The sequence below is a fragment of the Rhizobium grahamii CCGE 502 genome (genome assembly GCF_000298315.2).
Taxonomy (GTDB): domain Bacteria; phylum Pseudomonadota; class Alphaproteobacteria; order Rhizobiales; family Rhizobiaceae; genus Rhizobium; species Rhizobium grahamii.
Genome location: NZ_AEYE02000029.1, coordinates 69161 through 87225, shown reverse-complemented (window position 1 = coordinate 87225; position 18065 = coordinate 69161). Strand labels below are relative to the sequence as shown.

The following is an 18065-nucleotide window of genomic DNA, read 5'->3' as shown; positions in this document are numbered from 1 at the left end:
GTTAACCAACACCATTAACAACCAGTAAATTTACCGGAAAGACGCCGCTTTGATGGCGATCTTTGCGAAGCATTAACCATTAAAATTTACGACTGAGCAGGATTCGTTTCAATGCCGGATTTCTGTCCGGCCCCGAAACCATGTGGACACCGGAAAGGCCGTCATCATGACTTCCTCCTCGTTCAGACGCCAGGCGCCCGGCCGTACCTATGATTTTCTGCCGCCCGAACCGATCAAGCGCGAGGCGCGCCGAACTCGACCAGCTGATATCGCCGATGCCGAATTCGTGGTGATTTCGAACAACCGCGCTCAGGGCTTTGACAAACGCAGCTTCAATGACAATCGACGGCGCCCGTCACAGCCGTCGAGCATATCGAGCGTAGAACCGCGGTCGCTTCCATCCGCGCTCGCTCGGGCAGGCGAGGCTTGGTTGCAGCAGGCATCGGTCAGAACCTTCATCGCGCTGGTGCTCGCGCTATCGGTGCTCGTGTTCGGCCTCGTTGGGGGATTTGCTGGCTTTTCGCAAGGCGAGGCGGCATCGACGGACTCGCCGCTGCATTTCGCGCATGTAACGATGACGCCCCGCGATGCGAACGGCATGCGGGTATTGCTGATCAACGGCATCATCGACAATCAGAGCGGCACGACACAGGTCGTGCGCCCGATCCGTGCCGACTTTTTTGCCGATGAGCAGCTGACCGCAAGCATCGTCATCAATCCGCCAGCGGATGTCATTTATGGCGGGCAGAGCCGCGGATTCTCGACCAGGGTGCAGTACGCGGGTGGAAAAATGCCGGAAGTCCGGCTTTCCTTCATGCCCTAAGGGGTGTTTCGTCCCGCTGTTTGTGGTAACGGCTTGTGCTTCTAGTCATGGAGCAAGCCTTCTTATGCCCGTCGTGCGCGGAAAAAACATCGAGCCACTCTTCACCGCCGAGCAGATCGCCGAACGCAATCATGTGATGGCGAAGCAGATTGCATCGGGACCGACAAAGGACCTGCTGGTTATTGCCGTGCTGAAGGGCTCCTTCATCTTTGCCGCCGACCTTATTCGCGCGCTGCATGACAGCGGGTTGGCGCCCGAGGTCGAGTTCATCACGCTGTCGAGCTACGGCACCGGCACGGTCTCGCAAGGTGTTAGGATCGTCAAGGATATCGACAGCGACGTGAAGGATCGCGACGTTCTTCTGATCGACGACATTCTGGAGTCTGGCCGCACGTTGCTGTTTGCCAAGGAATTGCTTTACGAGCGCGGCGCCCGCAACGTCACCATCGCCGTGCTCCTCGACAAGAGCGTCAAGCGCAAGGAAAAGCTGGAGGCCGACTATGTCGGTTTCGAATGCCCCGACTATTTCGTCGTCGGCTACGGCATGGACGTCGCTTATGCGTTCCGCGAACTTCCTTTTGTCGGCGTCGTTACCGGCGACGCCTGACTGTGTCAGGATAAGACGGGTTGTTAACCATCCCGTCCATCCCTTCCTGCCGTTTACCGATCGCAAAGGAAAGTCGTGTGATTTCCGTTGCGGGGCATGAAACGGAGTGATGCACACCATGGCAAAAATTCTGATTACGGAAGACGAGGATTCCCTGCGCTCTTTCGTAGCCCGCGCTTTGCGTCTTGACGGTCATGAGACCGACGAAGCCGCCGACGGTGCGGAAGGACTGGAAAAACTGAGAGACGGCGTCTACGACTTGCTGCTCTCCGATATCCGCATGCCCGTGATGGACGGCATCGAACTGGCGCATCAGGCGAAGTCCGCCTTCCCGGCATTGAAGATCCTGCTGATGACCGGCTATGCGGAACAGCGCGAACGCGCTGACGACTTGGCGGAAAAGATCGTCGATGTCGTCTCGAAGCCCTTTGCCTTGCCTGACATTCGCAAGGCCGTGGCGCGTGCGTTGGCCGCCTGAGGCGGCTAACGGCACGCTCTCGACAATTCAGCCCTCGTTGGGGATGAATTTACCTTCATAGCGGACGCGAAAATTGCGTCGCTGGAAGTCCTGCTGGAAGCACACAAAGATCAGTTCGATATCGGCTAGGCTGTCGCGCTTGTGAAGCAGGCTGAGCGTGACGACAATGACGCCGGCATAGCCGCGTGTCAGCCTGAACGCCGCATTGCGAATGGCGTTCGCCTCGGCATCCTGTCGATCGTCCCGGCGTTCGTAGATCACCCAGAAGCGGCAGATGTCCCAGGTCGAACGGAGAATTTCCGTGATTTCCGCCTGGAACTGCTCGGCATGCATGCCGGGTGACCAGGGGAGGGTCTTCTCGCCTTCGTCAGCCACGACGTTGAGGTAGCCATCATATTCGCCGGTTCTGGCAAGCGCATTCTCGATCAACTCAAATGCCGCGCTTTCGCTGATTACCGTCTTGAAGAGAATTGCCATCGAATCGCTATCGTTATTCACCTGCAGGGTGACATACGAAGCTTTCGCCAGGCAAGGCTAGCCTCGGCGTTCAATTTTGGAGCTTGGCGTCGACAATGGCATCGGCACACTCTGTCATTGCTTCACCAAGACGGAGGCGATGGCACAGTCGGTGAGAAGCCGCAGCTTCTCAATAATCGGGGCAAGCCGGATTTATCGTCGTTCCGCTGTTCCCACCCTGCGTCTGCAGCGTACCGGGAACCGGCCGCGGCGGGCAATTCACCGGTCGCCGTGCCTTCGAGCCATTGGACGAGATGCTTCCCGTCGTCTCCATGCTGTAGGGAGCCGCTTGGTAGCTGCGCGACCCATGCCAGTTCGACTCGTAGCCATCGGCCGCAAGGGTCTTGCCACCGCTGTTGGTCGTTGCGAAGCCACCGATATCCCATGCGCTTGCCGTGCTTGCGGCCATGCCGAATCCAAGAGCGACAGCTGCGATCAGCTTCAATTCCGTTTTCATGGAAATACCCTCAACTCGTGCCCAAACGACGCGCGATTTCGCGTCACATTAGACATAGGCATCTCCCGCGTGGTGGCGCGGAATCTCACGCTATTGTGACCCGAAATGGCACAAACGCGCTACTGGATGTCTAGCAGTCGTTCCAGATATTGCCGCTCGATCGCCTGCGTCGGGTTGTTGCCGAGCTTTTCGCGAATGGCGTCGAGGATTTCTCGGGCCCGCTGGACGTCAATCTCGTCAGGTACCTTCACCTGATCGCCGAAATCAGGTCCTTCGGCGCGGCGCGGGCGGCCAAGCGGATCGCGGCCGTTCTGGTTGCCTTGTCCCACCTGACCCTGCGGGCCCTGGCCCTGCTGACCCTGCATTGCCTGCATCATCTGGTTCATCATGTCGCGCGCGCCTTGGCGCAGCGCTTCCAATGCGCGGCCCTGGCCCTGTATGGCGGGTTCGCCGTGGCCCTGGCCGAGTTCGCGCCCGGCGCCTTCCATTTCGCGCTGCGCCTGGCCGAAGCCCGGGCCGGGCTTGATACCCATGTCGCCGAGCCCCTTCTGAAGCTCGCCGAGCTGCTTGCCGAGTTCGTCCTGGCGCGAACGGAGTTGCTTCAGGGCTTCGCGCAGCTGCTCGGCGGTCATCTGATCCGAAGGCTGCTGACCCTGCTGGTTCTGACCCTGCTGGTTCTGGTTCGGATTCTGACCCTGATCTTGCTGGCCCTGCTGTTGATCCTGTTGCATGCCGTCGTTGTCCATCGGCATGTCGTCGAGGAGCGGATCGCTCATGCCCATGTTGGGATCGCCGCGCTGCATGCGGTCCTTCAGCTGCTGATCCAGCTTGAAGGTTTCCTCCATCAGCTTCTGCTGGTCACGCAGGATCTGGCCGAGTTTGTCCATCTGCTGCCGCATCTGGCTGTTGTCCTGGCCTTGCTGCCCCTGTTGTGGCCTGCCGGCCTGCAGATTGTTCATCATCCGTTGCAGCTCGGAGAGCATCTGCTGGGCAGCATCGCGATTCCCCGACCGCGCCAGATTCTCGATCTGATCCATCATCCGCTCCAGGTCCTGCTGGCGAATGATGTTCTGCGCGTTCTGGTTCGGCTGCATCGGCGCATTCTGCATGCGCTGGGCGAGCTCCTTCATGTAGTCCTGCATTGCCTTGCGCAGCTCGTCCATGAGCTTCTTGATCTCGGCATCCGGTGCATTGCGCTGCAACGCGTCGGCCAGGTTCTGCTGTGCGTTGCGCAGGTTACGTTCGGCCTGCGAGAGGTCACCATCCTCCATGCCGATCGCAATGTCCCAAAGATAGTCGGCGGTGTCCTTCATCGCCTCTTCGCCCTTGGTGAGCTTCATCCGTGTCAGCGCCGATTGCAGCAGCAGGTAGTTGGTCAGGTTCGGGATCGTCTCTTCCGGGCGCAGGGTCAGTGCTTCGTTCAGTGCAACCGCCTCCGGCATCTTCCGCGTATCGAGCGAGAACACCTGCCGCTCTTCGGCTACGGCAGCGGCAAGCGGCTCGTTGAACGGGCGGGCTGGCAGCGTCATTTCATGCGGAGGGCTACGGCCGGTCTGGCCTGCAGCGTCCTTGGCAACGAGCGTAATGCGGACGCGCTTGCCGGACAGCGGGTGTTCGGTGAGGTTCTTGCTGGTTACGCCTTTCGCATCTCGCGAGTTGCGGCGAGGGATGTCCAACCGGAAATCGGGCAACGGATAGAGAGGTGTTGCGGAAGGGTCGGCATCAACGGGAACGATCTCGGCACGCGCTTCCTGCACGCCGTAGTCGTCCTTGACGGTGAAGCCGATCTCGAGCGCCCCGTTGACCGTCGGCTTCGGCATTCCATTGAAGGCGATTTCCGGCGCCTTGTCGGCAATGACATCGAAGCTCCACGTCCGGCCGTTGACCTCAAGCTGGCCGTTTTCCTCGAGCTTCATCTGATGCGTGGCAGCCGACAGAGCTGTATGTGTAGCGCCTTCAGGCTGCGGAGTTGGGGCGGTCGGCTTGCCCGCCTCTTGAGACGCGATCTCCTGCCCCTCGCCGTTCTCGTTCCTGAAGATGACTTTCTCGGCGGTCTTGCCGCCGCTGACGCGGATCGTCAGATTCGAGAGTTGAGGAACGCGGATCGCCGCCTGTTCGGTGCCATTTGCCGTCAGATAGACCGGGGCGCGGCCGGTGTACGAGGGAGGCGTAACCCAGGCATCGATGCGCACGGCGGGATCGGTCGCCTGCGGTGTCGGTCGCGGCTGCAGCGCGTCCGTAATCGAGCCGCCGTTCATCGATAGCGAATAGGCGAAAGCCATCACAACAAGCAGGGCCGGGACGGCGCGCAACGCCATCCGGTCGTGCGAGGCGATGTCGGGACGCGGAAAGCCGGTATCGAGCGCCGCGATCTTCTCCGCCATACGCGTCTGGTGTTCGCGCCAGAGGGCGCGCGCAAAGGGGGTGTCGGTGGCCGGCTCGTCTTCCTGGACGGCTACCGGCTGATGCTGCAGGCCGTTGCGCTGTTCGAGCAGCCGGTCGGCAGCGGCCGTGTCGGGCCAATGAAGCCGACGCAGTGGAAGCAGCGTCAGAACGGCGGCAATCGCGAAAACGACCAGCAGCGCCAGGCGGATCCACTCTGGCGCGTAGCGGAAGACGCCGAACCACGATGCCGCCAGATACAGCGCCACGACGGAAAGGATCGGCAGGAAGAGCGGCAAGATTTGCTCGGACAGCAGCACCAAGCGCGCCAGAAAGCGCTTTGCCGCAACCAGCCTTGCCAAGGATGGCCTCAGGGCAAATGCACCGTTTTTCTCCCTGCTGGAGCTCCTGTTCAATCCGTTCTCCGCGAGCTGGCGTTCAAGGGCAGAGGGCGCTTCGGCGATTGCTAGCGCAATTCGCTCTCAATCAAGGATAACATTCTTTGTGGCGAAGACGAGGGCAAGCGCCGATCGATCCCGGTTTTTCAGGGCTCTTCGCCAAAAAGTGAAGTCATCGTCGAGCGCGTGATCAATCCAGCCAAGCCGGAACGGAATCGAGTCCGATCAGCTCTTCATAGGTGCCGCGCGGGCGAATCACGTGGAAATCGCCGCCTTTTACCAGTACTTCGGGAACCAGAAGGCGGCTGTTGTACGTGCCTGCCTGAACCGCCCCATAGGCGCCCGCGGTGCTAACGGCGAAAAGGTCGCCCGGCTTTGGAATGGCCATTTCGCGGTCCAGCGCCAGGAAATCGCCGGTTTCGCAGACAGGGCCGACGACATCCGCCTTGATGCGGGGCGCGTTCGCCGCCGAGATCACGACCGGGCGGATCTCGTGATAGGCCTCATAGAGCGTCGGGCGGATGAGATCGTTCATCGCGCCGTCGACGATCACGAAGGTCTTCTCGCCGCCATCCTTCACATAAACCACCTCGGTCACCAGAATGCCGGCATTGCCAACGATCAGGCGGCCGGGTTCGGTGACGATCTTGCAGTTGAGTTCGCGCAGCGCGCTCGTGACGACTGCGGCATAGGCTTCCGGTGATGGTGGTGGGTTGTTGTCATCGCGGTAAGGAATGCCAAGGCCGCCGCCGACATCGACGTGGTGTATGGCGTGGCCGTCGGCGCGCAGCGTGCCGACCAGCTCACGCAGCAGCTTGAAGGCGTCCTCGAACGGCTGCAGGTCGGTAATCTGGCTGCCGATATGCATGTCAATGCCGGTCACTTCGATCCCGGGCAGGGTCGCGGCACGGGCATAGACGGCGCGGGCGCGCTCCCATGAAATGCCGAACTTGTTTTCCTTCTTGCCGGTCGAGATCTTCGCATGCGTCCGTGCATCGACATCGGGATTGATCCGGAAGGAGACCGGTGCCTTTTTCCCGGCCTTGACGGCACGCTGGTTGAGGATCTCGAGTTCCGGCTCGGACTCGACGTTGAAGCAGTAGATACCGGCCTCGAGCGCGTAATCCATTTCCCGCGGCGTTTTGCCGACGCCCGAGAACATGATGCGCGATGCCGGGATGCCGGCGGCCAGTGCGCGGCGCAGTTCGCCTTCGGAGACAACGTCGATCCCCGCGCCGAGATTGCCGAGCGTCTTCAGCACCGCCTGGTTGGAGTTCGCCTTCATGGCATAGCAAACCATCGCGTCGACACCGCTCAACGCTTCGGCGAAGACGCGGTAATGGCGCTCGAGTGTCGCCGTGGAATAGCAGTAAAACGGCGTGCCGACGGCCTTGGCGATCTCGGGAATGGGAACGTTTTCGGCGTGGAGGACGCCGTCAAGATATTGGAAATGGTTCACGGTCTTGGCCTCTTAGAGAAGCGGATCGAGAATGAATGGCCTGTTCGCGGTGCCCGGCTGCGGCGTCGGCTTCGACGAGTCGCCGGTCTTCGTTGCATTCGCGCTCGGCGGATCGAGATCGCCTTTTCGTCCGCACCCGGCGACGGCAAGGCCGATCACGGCAAAAACAACCGTCAGGCGGACGATCTGCGGCAAGCTCTTCTGCATGGAATTCCTCTTGGGAAGCGGCACTGGTGGACATCTTCATAGCGAAGTTTATCCAGCTTGTGCACCCTGATTGTTGAGGTCAGTTGCGGGCGCGCCAGTAGGCGATCTGCTTGCGCACTTCCGAAGGCGCTGTTCCGCCGAAGCTCTTGCGGCTCGCAACCGATGCCTCGACCGTCAGAACATCGTACACCTTGTCGGTGATGGCAGCGTTGATGGCCTGCAGATCGGCAAGCGGCAGCTCGGCTAAATCGCAGCTTTTGCTCTCGGCCAGCGCTACCGCGCGGCCGGTCACATGGTGGGCGTCGCGGAACGGCAGTCCGGCTTCGCGCACGAGCCAGTCGGCAAGGTCGGTCGCCGTCGAATAGCCGGAGCCGGCCGCGGCCTTCATGCGCGCGGTATTGATCGTCATGTCGCGGACCATGCCGGTCATGGCTGATATTGCCAGTTCCAGGCTTTCGGCGGCGTCGAAGACCTGTTCCTTGTCTTCCTGCATGTCCTTGGAATAGGCGAGCGGCAGACCCTTCATGATCGTCAAGAGCGCGATCAGCGAGCCGTTGATGCGGCCGGTCTTGGCGCGCACCAGTTCGGCGGCATCCGGGTTCTTCTTCTGCGGCATAATTGAGGAGCCGGTGGAGAAGGCATCCGAGAGACGCACGAAGCCGAATTGCGGCGTCGACCAGATGACGATCTCCTCGGCCAGACGCGAAAGGTGCATGGCACAGATGGCGGCGAGGGCCAGGAACTCGATGGCGAAATCGCGGTCCGAAACGGTGTCGATCGAATTGCGCGTCGGCTCGCGGAAGCCGAGCGCCTTGGCCGTCATGTGGCGATCGATCGGATAGCCGGTGCCGGCGAGTGCCGCCGAGCCGATGGGGCTTTCGTCCAGGTGCTCGATGGCGTGACGGACGCGCGAGCGGTCGCGACCGAACATTTCGACATAGGCCATGCAGTGATGACCGAAGGTGACGGGCTGCGCCGTCTGCAGATGCGTGAAGCCTGGCATGACGGTTTCGGCATGCTCCTCGGCGCGGTCGAGGAAGGCGGCGATCAGGTTGGTCAGCAGCTGTTCGGTCTTCTGCAGCTCTTCCTTCACCCATAGGCGGAAATCGAGCGCCACCTGGTCGTTGCGCGAGCGGGCAGTGTGGAGACGACCGGCAGCGGGGCCGATCAGCGTCGCGAGGCGGGCCTCGACATTCATGTGAATGTCCTCGAGCTTGCGGGAGAATTCGAAGTTGCCGCTCTCTATTTCTGACAGGATCGTGTTTAGCCCCGCGACGATTTTGTCTTTATCGTCAGCGGAAATGATGCCCTGGTGGGCAAGCATGGTGGCATGGGCGATCGAGCCGCGGATGTCCTGGGCAAACAGCTTCTTGTCGAAACCGATCGAGGCATTTATCTCCTCCATGATCGCATCGGGACCGGAGGCGAAACGGCCGCCCCACATCTGGTTGGAGGATTTGGTATCCGTGCTGTCGGCCATGACGATGCCTGCCTTGAAGAACGCGTGTCTCGGAGAATGAAATGACGACAAGAACGCCCCTGCGCCTGCCATCCCTGAAGCTGATCGGGATCGCGGCCGTCGCAGGCATTATTGCCGGTGCGGCAGCGGTTTACATCAGGGAAGCCGGGTCTGGCAATGGCGGGACGCAAACGGCCTCGGGCGAATGCGCGGCGACAAAGGAGATTGCCACGCGGATCGCACCGCTGCTCAAGGGACAGGTGGCGGCGATGGTTGCCCCCGACGAGCATCGCAAGCTCACTACCGTCGCCTTCAAGGGCGCAGACGGCCAGCCGATGACGCTCGACAGTTTCGCCGGCAAGACGGTGCTCTTCAATCTGTGGGCGACGTGGTGTGTGCCCTGCCGCGAGGAAATGCCGGCTCTGAACACATTGGAGAAGGAGCTAGGCAGCGACAAGTTTCAGGTCGTGCCGGTCAACATCGACACCGGCGATGACGAGAAGCCAAAGGCCTTCCTCAGCGAAATCGGCGTCGATGCGCTGAAGCTCTATCGCGACAACACCATCGAGGTGTTCAACAGCCTGAAGAAGGAGGGCCTTGCCTTCGGTCTGCCGGTCACGCTGCTGATCGACGGTAAGGGCTGCCTGATCTCCGCCATGAACGGCCCTGCCGCCTGGGACAGCGACGACGCCAAGGCGCTGATCAAGGGCGCGGTGGGCTCTTAAGGCATTCCGTCGTTTCCATCGGTGTCCAAAGCAGATTCGACCGCTTTTGGTTGTCGAAGCGTGAAATCGCTTCCCTCAACTGGAGAAAGCCGGTTTGCCCCTTATGTCAGGAGGACACGGCAACCAACAGCGAAGGAACCGCGACATGCCCAAGAATACGATCTGCGTATGGTACGACAAGGAGGCCGAGGCCGCCGCGCGCTTTTACGCCGAGACCTTTCCGGACAGTGCGGTCGGTGCCGTCATTCGCGCACCGGGAGATTATCCGGACGGCAAGCAGGGAGACGTGCTGGTTGTCGAATTCACGGTTGCTGGTATCCCCTGCATCGGCCTGAACGGCGGCCCCATTTTCAAGCACAACGAAGCCTTTTCCTTTCAGATCGCGACTGACGATCAGGAGGAAACCGATCGCTACTGGAATGCCATCGTCGGCAATGGCGGTCAGGAAAGCGAATGCGGCTGGTGCAAGGACAAGTGGGGTGTTTCCTGGCAGATCACCCCGCGCGTTCTGACCGAAGCGCTGGCGGTCGGTGGCGCCGAGGCCAAACGTGCGTTCGACGCGATGATGACGATGCAAAAGATCGATGTTGCTAAGATCGAAGCCGCCCGGCGCGGCTGATCACCATCGCTTCGGTCACGACTTGGCGGAAATCGCGCTGAGCTCCTCGAGATCCAGGTCCCGTTCCAGCTCATGGAGTGTCTCGTCGTCGATCTCGCCAGCGCGGTGGAGCCTTATCAGCTCGCGACGTCCTGTCGCTACCGCCTCGAGAACGACATCGAAATGGGCGTGGAGGATCGGCGAGTAGTGGTCGGTGCGTGCGGCATAGTCGATAATGGCCACGGCCCTGCGCTGATAGCGCTCCAGCAACTGGGGATGGATGAGGTTTCCCTCTTTGTCGTAGGCCAGGCTTTGGACTGTCGCGAATTGCGCCTGGGCCATGGCAGCTTCGGCCTGGCTCATGGAGAGGTGCGCCCTTTCCGCCTCGGGCTCGGTCAGCCGTGCCCAACTGATGACGTGTCCGAGCGTCGTTCCCTGCACAAGCACGGTTCCGACAATGACGGCAAACGACGTAACCAGAATGAGGTCCCTGCCGGGGAAGCCTTCCGGCACGCTCAGGGCAAGCGCCAGCGTCACGACGCCGCGGACGCCGGCCCAGCCTATGACAGTTACGCCGCGGCTGCCGAGCGGCGTGTATCGATCAAAACCCAGAAGGTTGCAGAACTTGATCACGAGGTCTGATCCGAAGAGCCAGGCAAAGCGTGCGAGGGTGAGTGCGACAAGAATTGCAAGGATGGGCAATCCCATCGTTGCAGCCACGACACCAAAGCCGCCGCCACGTTCGACGACCCCGCGCAGCGATAGCCCGATCAGTATGAAGACAGCCGCTTCCATCAGGAAGACGATCACGGTCCAGAACGACGTGCCACGCATGCGCGTTGAGGCCGAAAGGACCGTGTGCTGATACCAACCCATGATCAGGCCGGCGGTCACGGTGGCAATGACGCCCGAAACATGGATGAGCTCGCCGAGCAGATAGGAGGCCCAACACAACAGCGTCGTTCCGGCGATTATCAGGTACTCATCGCCGAGTCGCCGCACGAACAGCACCCAGACCGTTCCGACGACGATGCCGACGAAGGCGCCGCCTGCTGCCAGAAGCAGGAAGCTCCCTGCCGCGTCGACCGCGCTGAAACCCCCGGTGACCGCGGCAGCGACCGCGAAACGGAACAGCACGAGGCCGCTCGCGTCGTTGAGCAGGCTTTCGCCCTCAAGCAGGATTTGCAGGCGCCGGGGCAACCTTACCCGCTGCAGGATAGCGCGGGCGGAAACGGCGTCAGGTGGCGAAACGATTGCACCGAGCGCCGCGCACGCTGCCCAGGGCAGCGACGGAAACAGGAGATGGGTGACAGCGGCCACAACGGCGCAGGTGAAAAACACCGCTCCGATGGCAAGCGAGGCAATGCCGATCACATGACGGCGCAGCGGATGAAGAGCGATGGACCAGGCACCGTCCATCAGGAGTGGCGGCAGGAAGATGACGAGCACCAAACCGGGGTCGACCGTAATCGTCGGCAGGCCCGGCAGGAACGCGAGCAGGGCGCCGCCGGCAAGCAGTGCGACGGACGGCGGCAACCCAAACCGGTCGGCGGCATAGTGCAGCGCGATGATCGCCACGAACATACCGATAACCAGTTCGAACAAGTGTGTGGGATCCATGCGCTTGTGCCCTGATACACCGCTTGCCACGACCAGCTCTACTAAAGGGCGCGTTCCCGCGAAACGCAATTGCCAAGCGATGCCCACCAAGCACAACGCAACGAAAATTCGGACCAGCCTCTCCGGCGACGATCGCCAAGGGTTGCTCTTCGTATGAGATCCTGCGCTCGCCGCTCGTAGTACCAGGCGGTCCACTAGACTTCGGCAGTCCGTGATCTACATTCATGCTCAGTAGGCCGACATTGCATCCGGGCTCCGCCCCTTCGCATTGTTGTCGCAAGAATTGCGGTTCGGGCCTGCGTTCCACCCCTCACAGCTCGATTGATCTGACCGCGTAAGCGGAAAGGAGTTTTTATGGCCGATGCCCAATGCGCCTGTGGCGCTCTCAGACTGGCCGTTAGCGAACCACCACTATTGACGGCGCTGTGTCACTGTCTCGCGTGTCAGCGAAGAACGGGCGCACCGTTCAGCGCCAATTCGTTCTATGCGATCGATTGTGTCGAAATATGCGGGACGTCGACCGAATTCATTCGCGCTGCCGATAGCGGCCGCAAGGTTCATATGTATTTTTGCCCGACCTGCGGTTCGACCGTCTATTGGAAGGCCGATGGTGCACCGTCCTGGATCGGTGTGGGGGTCGGCGCGTTTGCCGACCCTGCCTACGCGCCGCCTACCATGTCTGTCTTCGAGCAATCGAAACATGCGTGGGTGCAGCTCGACGACACTTTGAAGCATTTCGAAGGTCTTCCAGACCGCCGGGATTAAGGGTGTGTGAAGCCTTCCTTGTCCTCATTGCAGCAGCGTCGCTCCGTCGTCTTCTCGGCCCGTTGGGACGACTGATCCGCTGGGAGCTGAGTTTTCGCCGCCGGATGCAGCTGTCGCACCAGGCGCCTGGGTTCCGCGGCGCAAAGATACGGCGACTTGGCTCCAGTCCAGGTAGTAATCCGCAGCGCATACGCCGGAGTGCTAGGGGGGCAGTGTCAGGCGTCAAGATTTCTATCGGGGCGTTCCCGTGTTATGATTTTGGCTCCTGCGCCGCACGTCGTGGGACCAGGCGCAGAGAGGCTTGTCTGATGAGTGAAATGGACGCGCTTTTTGCCGCCCTGCGACAGGTGGCCGACCGGCAGACGGTCGAGTGCATCGAGAACGCAGTCATGCGCGGCTCGGATCGTGATCTCAATCGTATCAATGCGCTTGCCTTCGCAAAGGCACATCATCTCGATGAGGAGAAAACGATCGCGGCGCTGCTGCATGCGGCCCGTCTGGGCGTGTTCGAGATGACCTGGAATGTCCTTTGTCCAGGTTGTGGTGGAGTCCTTGACACCGGCGCGACCCTCAAAACCGTCGACCAGGAGAGCTACCATTGCGCGCTCTGTGCGGCTGGCTACGAGCCAACGCTCGACGAGATGGTCGAGGTGACCTTCACGGTCAGTCCCCGCGTGCGCCGGATCGCTGCTCACGATCCCGATCGGCTACCTCCGCTGGAGTACTACCGTCAAATCTTCTTCAGTTCCGGGGTCGATTTGCCAGAGGACTTCGAGGCGATCTTCGGACGCATCCTGTTGGAGATCATCGAGCTGGATCCGGGCGAGAAGGCTTTCGTCTCAGTACGACTGCCGGCTCAATTCGTCATCATTTTCGATGCGGTAACACATTCGGCGCAGTTCATCGACGTGCAGGGAGAGCCGACCGGCGAACGGCAGAACCTCTCGATGGTCATCAGTCGCGGGCATGCGTTGAGCGATACGCTAACGCTCCGTCCAGGCCCGCTGCGGATCGCCCTCGAGAACCACACCGATCGCAGAGTTGTACCGAATATCTGCGTTGCGGGAGACGACCTGCATCATCTTCTCGGCAGCAGGCGACCATTCCTGACGGCCAAGCGATTGCTGACGAACCAGAGCTTCCGCGACATCTACCGGACCGACACGCTTGACGTCGACCAGCGTCTGAAGATCACAAGCCTGACGTTCCTTTTCACGGACCTCAGAGGCTCGACCGCCCTCTACGAGCGTGTCGGGGATCTTGCCGCTTTCGATCTCGTGCGGGCGCATTTCAGGGTTCTTCACGAGATCGTCGCCACGGAGGCCGGAGCGGTCGTCAAGACGATTGGCGATGCCGTGATGGCGACTTTCCCGAGCCCCGACCGCGCGATTGCGGCCGCCCTGCGGATGCGGGAGGCGATGCTTCAATTGAATGCCGAACATGGCAGCGACGATCTCCTCCTGAAGATCGGCATCCATGAGGGGCCATGCCTTGCCGTCAACCTGAACGACCGGCAGGACTACTTCGGCCAGACGGTCAATATCGCGTCGCGCGTACAGGGCCTTGCTGATCCCAACGTGATCCTGACGACGGAAGCGGTTGTCGGGGATGCCCACGTTTCCGAGATCCTGCGAGATAGCGGCATCAGTTCGGTCTCCCGGATGGAGGAGCTTCACGGCATCGGGAGAGAGGTGAGGATCTTCGCCTTGTCGTGAGCTGAGGAGCCAAGGTACGCTGCTCGTCGCTTGTCATCTCAGCAACAGCGATTTCTTCCGGACGGCGGGCTTCCGCGGCGTCAATGGCAAGCCGGCATCGCAATTGCGCTGGATCAGGGTCTCCGTGATCGACGCGTCCGCGTAGGTCTCCTGCATCCTGATGTAGACTGCCGACAGACCGGGATCGAGCGAAAGCGCCTGCCGGACCAGAAGCTCAGCCCGTGCCGTGTTGCCGCAGGCCATGCAGGCAGCGATCTGGTAGAGCGAAGTCCTCCTCGTCTGGAAGGGCAGTGTGAGCGCGACGCGCAGCATGTCGTCGAAACGGCCCAGCGCGTAGAGGGCCGCCACTCGCTCCTCGGTGATCCAGACTGGCAGGAAGGGATCGAGCGTCTCGGCGCGATCAAGCATTTCGAGGGCGCGCTCAGGCTCGCCGGCATAAACATAAAACGCCGCGCTACGGCCAAGAATATAGGCGTCGTTCGGGGCGAGTTCATGCGCACGGATATGATGGTAACGCGCCGAAACGAAGTCGCCTGACTTCATCTTGATCGCGCCCATGATGCGATGGGCCTCCGGGTCCGTGGGATCGAGAGCGAGCGCGTGCGCAACCTGCTGTTCCGCCTTCTGGAGGTCAAAACTTGGCAGGTTGCTCCATGAGCAGACATGCATGCCGAAAGGCCGGCCGAAGCCGGGGTCCGTGGTCATGGAGCGCTCGAACCAGGCCATGGCTTCGTGGATGTGACTATCAGAGACGCCAATCAGGCGGTGATGGTCAAGTCCGCGCAGATAATACTCGTAGGCCGTCATGTTTTCCGGACGCTTCAAACGAGCCGCAGCAAGTTCCGACTGCTCGACCCGTCCAGATACGGTGGCTGCAACGCGCGCGATGATCTCGTCCATGACATCGAGCAATTCGCGAAACGGACGCGTAATGCGATCGCACCAGATGACCAGACCCTCACCAGTTTCCGTCAACTGGATGTTGATCCGCATCTCGTCACCCGCTTGCCGGATGGAACCGCTGATGACATAGCCAACGCCGAGCAGGCGGCCGATCTCGACCGGGTCTTTGGTCGTCAGGGCGGTTGCCGCGGAGCGGGAACTGACAAACAATCCCTTCAGGCGGCTAAGCTCCAGTGTGAGGTCGTCGGTAATGCCTTCCGCCAGGAAAGATTGATCCACGACAGCGCCGGGCGCAATGTCGAAGCGCGCCACTGCGATCGAGTTCGTACGAGGAGATTGGGCCGCGTTCGGCGTGGAACGCGTTGGAGCGAACTGAAACACGTGGCGGTCCACCAGTTCAGTGACCCGGTAAACCCGGATCGGCTCGAGAATTCCCTTCAGCTGCCGTTCGCCGATATCTTCGAACCCGCACGGCGACACCCGCCGGACCTGGTCGTATAGCAGGCCTGAAACCTCGATTGCGCCAGGTTGAGCCGACGCCTCGATGCGGGCGGCGATGTTCACCCCGTCGCCGCGCAGGTCCGTACCGACGACGACGACATCTGCGACGTGGAGGCCGAAACGCATCTCGCCACCGCTCGATCCAGGCATGGCGGCGATCTCGGCACGCGCCGCGATCGCGCACCTCAGCGCGTTGACAGGGCTGCTGAACTCGGCGAGCAGGGCGTCGCCTGCGGTGCCGAAGACACGGCCGTCATGCCGCCGGACGACCGAGCGAACCGTGTCGAGGACGGCATCGATTCGGACAATTGCCCCCTCCTCGTCCGTTTCCATAGCAGGGGTGGAGCCGACGAAATCCCCGACCATGATCGTGGCCAGCTTGCGCTGCATTCTCGATCCCTCCCGCAACGGAAGCACGTGATGATGCAATCTAGCACAATAGCCGGGCTGGGTGTTTTGCGTTTGGCACGGATAGCGACGGAGCGGCAAGCCGGTCCGCTTGTGGCGATGACATCGCCCCGCACGCTGTTTGACTCAATTTATGCGCCGTCATTGGGTTTCCAAAATCGCTGCGCGCTCTACCTCAAGAATTCTTCTCGAAGGGGTAAAGGGAGACCTCGGTGGTTGTCGCGGAACCCCCGCCGAGGTCTCTCCTCAAAAAAAGAGCGGCAACGCCGTATTCTTGCCCGCTCGCGTCGGCTCACGACACGCCTCAATCGGCATTTGCACCACGACCGAGGAGATGGACGGCCGCGCGCCAGGCGTGATGAGCGACCCGGTCCAGCCGTCGGGCAGCATCGATCCGAGCAAATGCGTCCGCCGCCGTCAGCTCGCCTGGGGCAACGGATGCGAGGATGGCGGCGCGATGGTTGCGCTGCAGGACTTCTAGCGCGCTTGCAGCAGCCTCGGCGTCAGCGAGCGCCACGGCGACCTCGGCCGAGACGTTCCAGCCGATGGGGGCGGCTTTTATGCTCAGAGCACATTCCGAGGTGATGGAACCGGCGATTGCCTCCACCGCACGCATGGTGCGTGTGCAAAGATCGGTGGTGCGGAGGCCATCTGTCGCCTCGGCGGGATGTCTTAGCGGACCACCGTCGGCCAAGGTTTCGAGGAGGCGGGAGGCGTGGTCGAGTGCGTGGAGCGTGCTCGTCATCCGCTGGCGCTCAGCGTCCGTCTCTGGACCGGCACTCAGTTCGGAGAGGAACGCCCGCACTTCCAGAAGCGCGGCCGCGTCGCCGGCCTCGGTTGACCCCGTGCCTCCGCCGGAAAGCGTTGCGGAAACGGCGGCCGCGATCCTTCCGAGAACGCCGGCTATGACACGCCGCGCGGTTTCGACGGCGATCACCGGACTGGCGAGCGCGCTCGGATCGAGAGCCTGCTGAAGTGCCGTCTGCTTGGAGGGAAGGAGGCGCTCGACCGTGCGGGTGAACCACTCCGTCGCCGGAAGGAGCACTGCGACGCCGACCACATTATAGGCCGTATGGTAGGCAGCCAGTAGCGTCATCCCGTCGATCGATGCGGTAAAGGTCTTCATCAACGGCGCCGTGACGGGAAAGGCGATGATCGCGATGAGTGCTGCGATGAGCTTGAACAGGACATAGGCAAGGGCCAAGCGCTTGGCCGTTGCGCTGGCGCCAATGGCAGCCAAAGCAGAACTGGTCGCCGTCCCGATGTTTTGACCGATAATCAGGGCCGCACCTTGCTCGAGGCCGATCGCGCCGGCGTAGAAAGCCGAGATGGTGACGGCGATCGATGCTGTCGAGGACTGCATGACCGCCGTCATCGCCAAGCCGACGACGATCAGGCTGAAGAGGCCTACCGAGCCTTCCATCCAGCCGACGCCCGGCGTGCCGAGGACAGCGGGAAGGTCGGACGGATGCAGGGTTTCGGCCAGGCCGCCCATGCCCTGCTGCAGCGTTGTCAAGCCATAGAGGACCAGCGCAAATCCCGCGAGGGCGCCGCCGATGGCCGCGATCCGCCGACCTCCAAGCAACTTCGCCAGCGCGCCAAAGAAGATGATCGGCAAGGCGTAGGTCGAAAGCGAGACGCGCACACCGATCAGCGCCACCAGCCAGGCGGTGCCCGTCGTGCCGACATTTGCTCCAAATACGAGGCCAAGACCTTGCGGGAACGTCAGGAGCCCGGCGCTGACGAGGCCGATCGTCGTCATCGTCACCGCACTGGACGACTGAACGAGCAGGGTGACGATCGCGCCCCAAAAAGCTCCCGAGAGCGGCGTCGCGGCGGCTTTGCCTAGCACGGTGCGCAGCGCCGATCCCGCCAGCGCCTTTAGACCGTCGGTCATGACGGTCATACCGAGCAGGAACAGCCCGATACCCCCCAGAATGGCAACCGCTGTCGACATGCGCGCTCCGCGCTTCGCCTCAAACCGCCCTCAAGTCATAGCACCGGAAATAGAATTGTCCAAAAATCTCGCGTCGCCACTTGCGGC

The 18065-nt window shown here is 61.6% G+C and carries 16 protein-coding genes; 7 read left to right on the top strand and 9 right to left on the bottom strand.

What is annotated here, in order from left to right; genetic code table 11:
* The first annotated feature begins 166 nt into the window (after positions 1–166).
* The 3 genes from RGCCGE502_RS22185 (at position 167) to RGCCGE502_RS22175 (ending at position 1908) form a co-directional block, all read left to right on the top strand.
* A complete protein-coding gene (locus RGCCGE502_RS22185) occupies positions 167–823 on the top strand; it encodes a membrane protein (protein WP_040675503.1) in 657 nt (218 codons plus the stop codon).
* Between the two features lie 64 nt (positions 824–887).
* A complete protein-coding gene (hpt, locus tag RGCCGE502_RS22180; RefSeq protein WP_016556437.1) occupies positions 888–1430 on the top strand; it encodes a hypoxanthine phosphoribosyltransferase in 543 nt (180 codons plus the stop codon).
* A 118-nt stretch (positions 1431–1548) separates the two neighbouring features.
* On the top strand, positions 1549–1908 hold the full coding sequence (locus RGCCGE502_RS22175; RefSeq protein WP_016556436.1) for a response regulator: 360 nt from the start codon (positions 1549–1551) through the stop codon (positions 1906–1908).
* 27 nt (positions 1909–1935) lie between these two features.
* Here RGCCGE502_RS22175 and RGCCGE502_RS22170 read toward each other — a convergent pair whose 3' ends face one another.
* From RGCCGE502_RS22170 to argH, 6 genes are all read right to left on the bottom strand, one after another.
* The gene (locus RGCCGE502_RS22170; protein ID WP_016556435.1) at positions 1936–2385 is read right to left on the bottom strand and encodes a hypothetical protein; all 450 of its coding nucleotides are present in this window, start codon (positions 2383–2385) and stop codon (positions 1936–1938) included.
* Positions 2386–2554: 169 nt separating this feature from the next.
* A complete protein-coding gene (locus tag RGCCGE502_RS22165; protein WP_016556434.1) occupies positions 2555–2881 on the bottom strand; it encodes a hypothetical protein in 327 nt (108 codons plus the stop codon).
* Between the two features lie 119 nt (positions 2882–3000).
* Positions 3001–5679 (bottom strand): TIGR02302 family protein, encoded by a 2679-nt coding sequence (locus tag RGCCGE502_RS22160; RefSeq protein ID WP_040675445.1) that lies wholly within the window; start codon positions 5677–5679, stop codon positions 3001–3003.
* Between the two features lie 172 nt (positions 5680–5851).
* The gene (gene lysA / locus RGCCGE502_RS22155; protein WP_016556432.1) at positions 5852–7120 is read right to left on the bottom strand and encodes a diaminopimelate decarboxylase; all 1269 of its coding nucleotides are present in this window, start codon (positions 7118–7120) and stop codon (positions 5852–5854) included.
* A 12-nt stretch (positions 7121–7132) separates the two neighbouring features.
* A complete protein-coding gene (lptM, locus tag RGCCGE502_RS22150) occupies positions 7133–7327 on the bottom strand; it encodes an LPS translocon maturation chaperone LptM (protein WP_016556431.1) in 195 nt (64 codons plus the stop codon).
* Positions 7328–7406: 79 nt separating this feature from the next.
* Entirely contained in the window at positions 7407–8807 is a 1401-nt protein-coding gene (gene argH / locus RGCCGE502_RS22145) for an argininosuccinate lyase (RefSeq protein ID WP_016556430.1), read from the bottom strand.
* A gap of 41 nt (positions 8808–8848) precedes the next feature.
* On the opposite strand from argH, the gene tlpA reads away from it, so the two are divergent.
* A complete protein-coding gene (gene tlpA / locus RGCCGE502_RS22140) occupies positions 8849–9511 on the top strand; it encodes a thiol:disulfide interchange protein TlpA (protein ID WP_016556429.1) in 663 nt (220 codons plus the stop codon).
* A 145-nt stretch (positions 9512–9656) separates the two neighbouring features.
* Positions 9657–10130, top strand: a complete 474-nt coding sequence (locus RGCCGE502_RS22135) for a VOC family protein (protein WP_016556428.1) — start codon at positions 9657–9659, stop codon at positions 10128–10130.
* Between the two features lie 15 nt (positions 10131–10145).
* Here the strand turns inward: RGCCGE502_RS22135 and RGCCGE502_RS22130 are convergent, their stop codons facing one another.
* A complete protein-coding gene (locus RGCCGE502_RS22130; protein ID WP_016556427.1) occupies positions 10146–11729 on the bottom strand; it encodes a Na+/H+ antiporter in 1584 nt (527 codons plus the stop codon).
* 354 nt (positions 11730–12083) lie between these two features.
* Here RGCCGE502_RS22130 and RGCCGE502_RS22125 point away from each other — a divergent pair, with 354 nt between their 5' ends.
* Positions 12084–12494 carry a GFA family protein gene (locus RGCCGE502_RS22125; RefSeq protein WP_016556426.1) on the top strand — a complete coding sequence of 137 codons (411 nt, stop codon included), beginning with the start codon at positions 12084–12086 and terminating at the stop codon, positions 12492–12494.
* A 308-nt stretch (positions 12495–12802) separates the two neighbouring features.
* Positions 12803–14209 (top strand): adenylate/guanylate cyclase domain-containing protein, encoded by a 1407-nt coding sequence (locus tag RGCCGE502_RS22120; protein WP_016556425.1) that lies wholly within the window; start codon positions 12803–12805, stop codon positions 14207–14209.
* A gap of 33 nt (positions 14210–14242) precedes the next feature.
* Here RGCCGE502_RS22120 and RGCCGE502_RS22115 read toward each other — a convergent pair whose 3' ends face one another.
* Both RGCCGE502_RS22115 and RGCCGE502_RS22110 read right to left on the bottom strand, forming a co-directional pair.
* Positions 14243–16003 (bottom strand): adenylate/guanylate cyclase domain-containing protein, encoded by a 1761-nt coding sequence (locus tag RGCCGE502_RS22115; protein ID WP_016556424.1) that lies wholly within the window; start codon positions 16001–16003, stop codon positions 14243–14245.
* Between the two features lie 322 nt (positions 16004–16325).
* On the bottom strand, positions 16326–17978 hold the full coding sequence (locus RGCCGE502_RS22110) for a Na/Pi cotransporter family protein (protein WP_016556423.1): 1653 nt from the start codon (positions 17976–17978) through the stop codon (positions 16326–16328).
* Between the last annotated feature and the right edge of the window lie 87 nt (positions 17979–18065).

What these genes read in the sequence shown, in the direction of transcription:
- RGCCGE502_RS22135 (WP_016556428.1), top strand. Translation starts at nt 9,657, where the DNA reads ATGCCCAAGAATACGATCTGCGTATGGTACGACAAGGAGGCCGAGGCC.
- lptM (WP_016556431.1), bottom strand. Translation starts at nt 7,327, where the DNA reads ATGCAGAAGAGCTTGCCGCAGATCGTCCGCCTGACGGTTGTTTTTGCC.
- argH (WP_016556430.1), bottom strand. Translation starts at nt 8,807, where the DNA reads ATGGCCGACAGCACGGATACCAAATCCTCCAACCAGATGTGGGGCGGC.
- hpt (WP_016556437.1), top strand. Translation starts at nt 888, where the DNA reads ATGCCCGTCGTGCGCGGAAAAAACATCGAGCCACTCTTCACCGCCGAG.
- RGCCGE502_RS22165 (WP_016556434.1), bottom strand. Translation starts at nt 2,881, where the DNA reads ATGAAAACGGAATTGAAGCTGATCGCAGCTGTCGCTCTTGGATTCGGC.
- RGCCGE502_RS22130 (WP_016556427.1), bottom strand. Translation starts at nt 11,729, where the DNA reads ATGGATCCCACACACTTGTTCGAACTGGTTATCGGTATGTTCGTGGCG.
- RGCCGE502_RS22115 (WP_016556424.1), bottom strand. Translation starts at nt 16,003, where the DNA reads ATGCAGCGCAAGCTGGCCACGATCATGGTCGGGGATTTCGTCGGCTCC.
- RGCCGE502_RS22170 (WP_016556435.1), bottom strand. Translation starts at nt 2,385, where the DNA reads ATGGCAATTCTCTTCAAGACGGTAATCAGCGAAAGCGCGGCATTTGAG.
- tlpA (WP_016556429.1), top strand. Translation starts at nt 8,849, where the DNA reads ATGACGACAAGAACGCCCCTGCGCCTGCCATCCCTGAAGCTGATCGGG.
- RGCCGE502_RS22110 (WP_016556423.1), bottom strand. Translation starts at nt 17,978, where the DNA reads ATGTCGACAGCGGTTGCCATTCTGGGGGGTATCGGGCTGTTCCTGCTC.
- RGCCGE502_RS22120 (WP_016556425.1), top strand. Translation starts at nt 12,803, where the DNA reads ATGAGTGAAATGGACGCGCTTTTTGCCGCCCTGCGACAGGTGGCCGAC.
- RGCCGE502_RS22185 (WP_040675503.1), top strand. Translation starts at nt 167, where the DNA reads ATGACTTCCTCCTCGTTCAGACGCCAGGCGCCCGGCCGTACCTATGAT.
- RGCCGE502_RS22125 (WP_016556426.1), top strand. Translation starts at nt 12,084, where the DNA reads ATGGCCGATGCCCAATGCGCCTGTGGCGCTCTCAGACTGGCCGTTAGC.
- RGCCGE502_RS22175 (WP_016556436.1), top strand. Translation starts at nt 1,549, where the DNA reads ATGGCAAAAATTCTGATTACGGAAGACGAGGATTCCCTGCGCTCTTTC.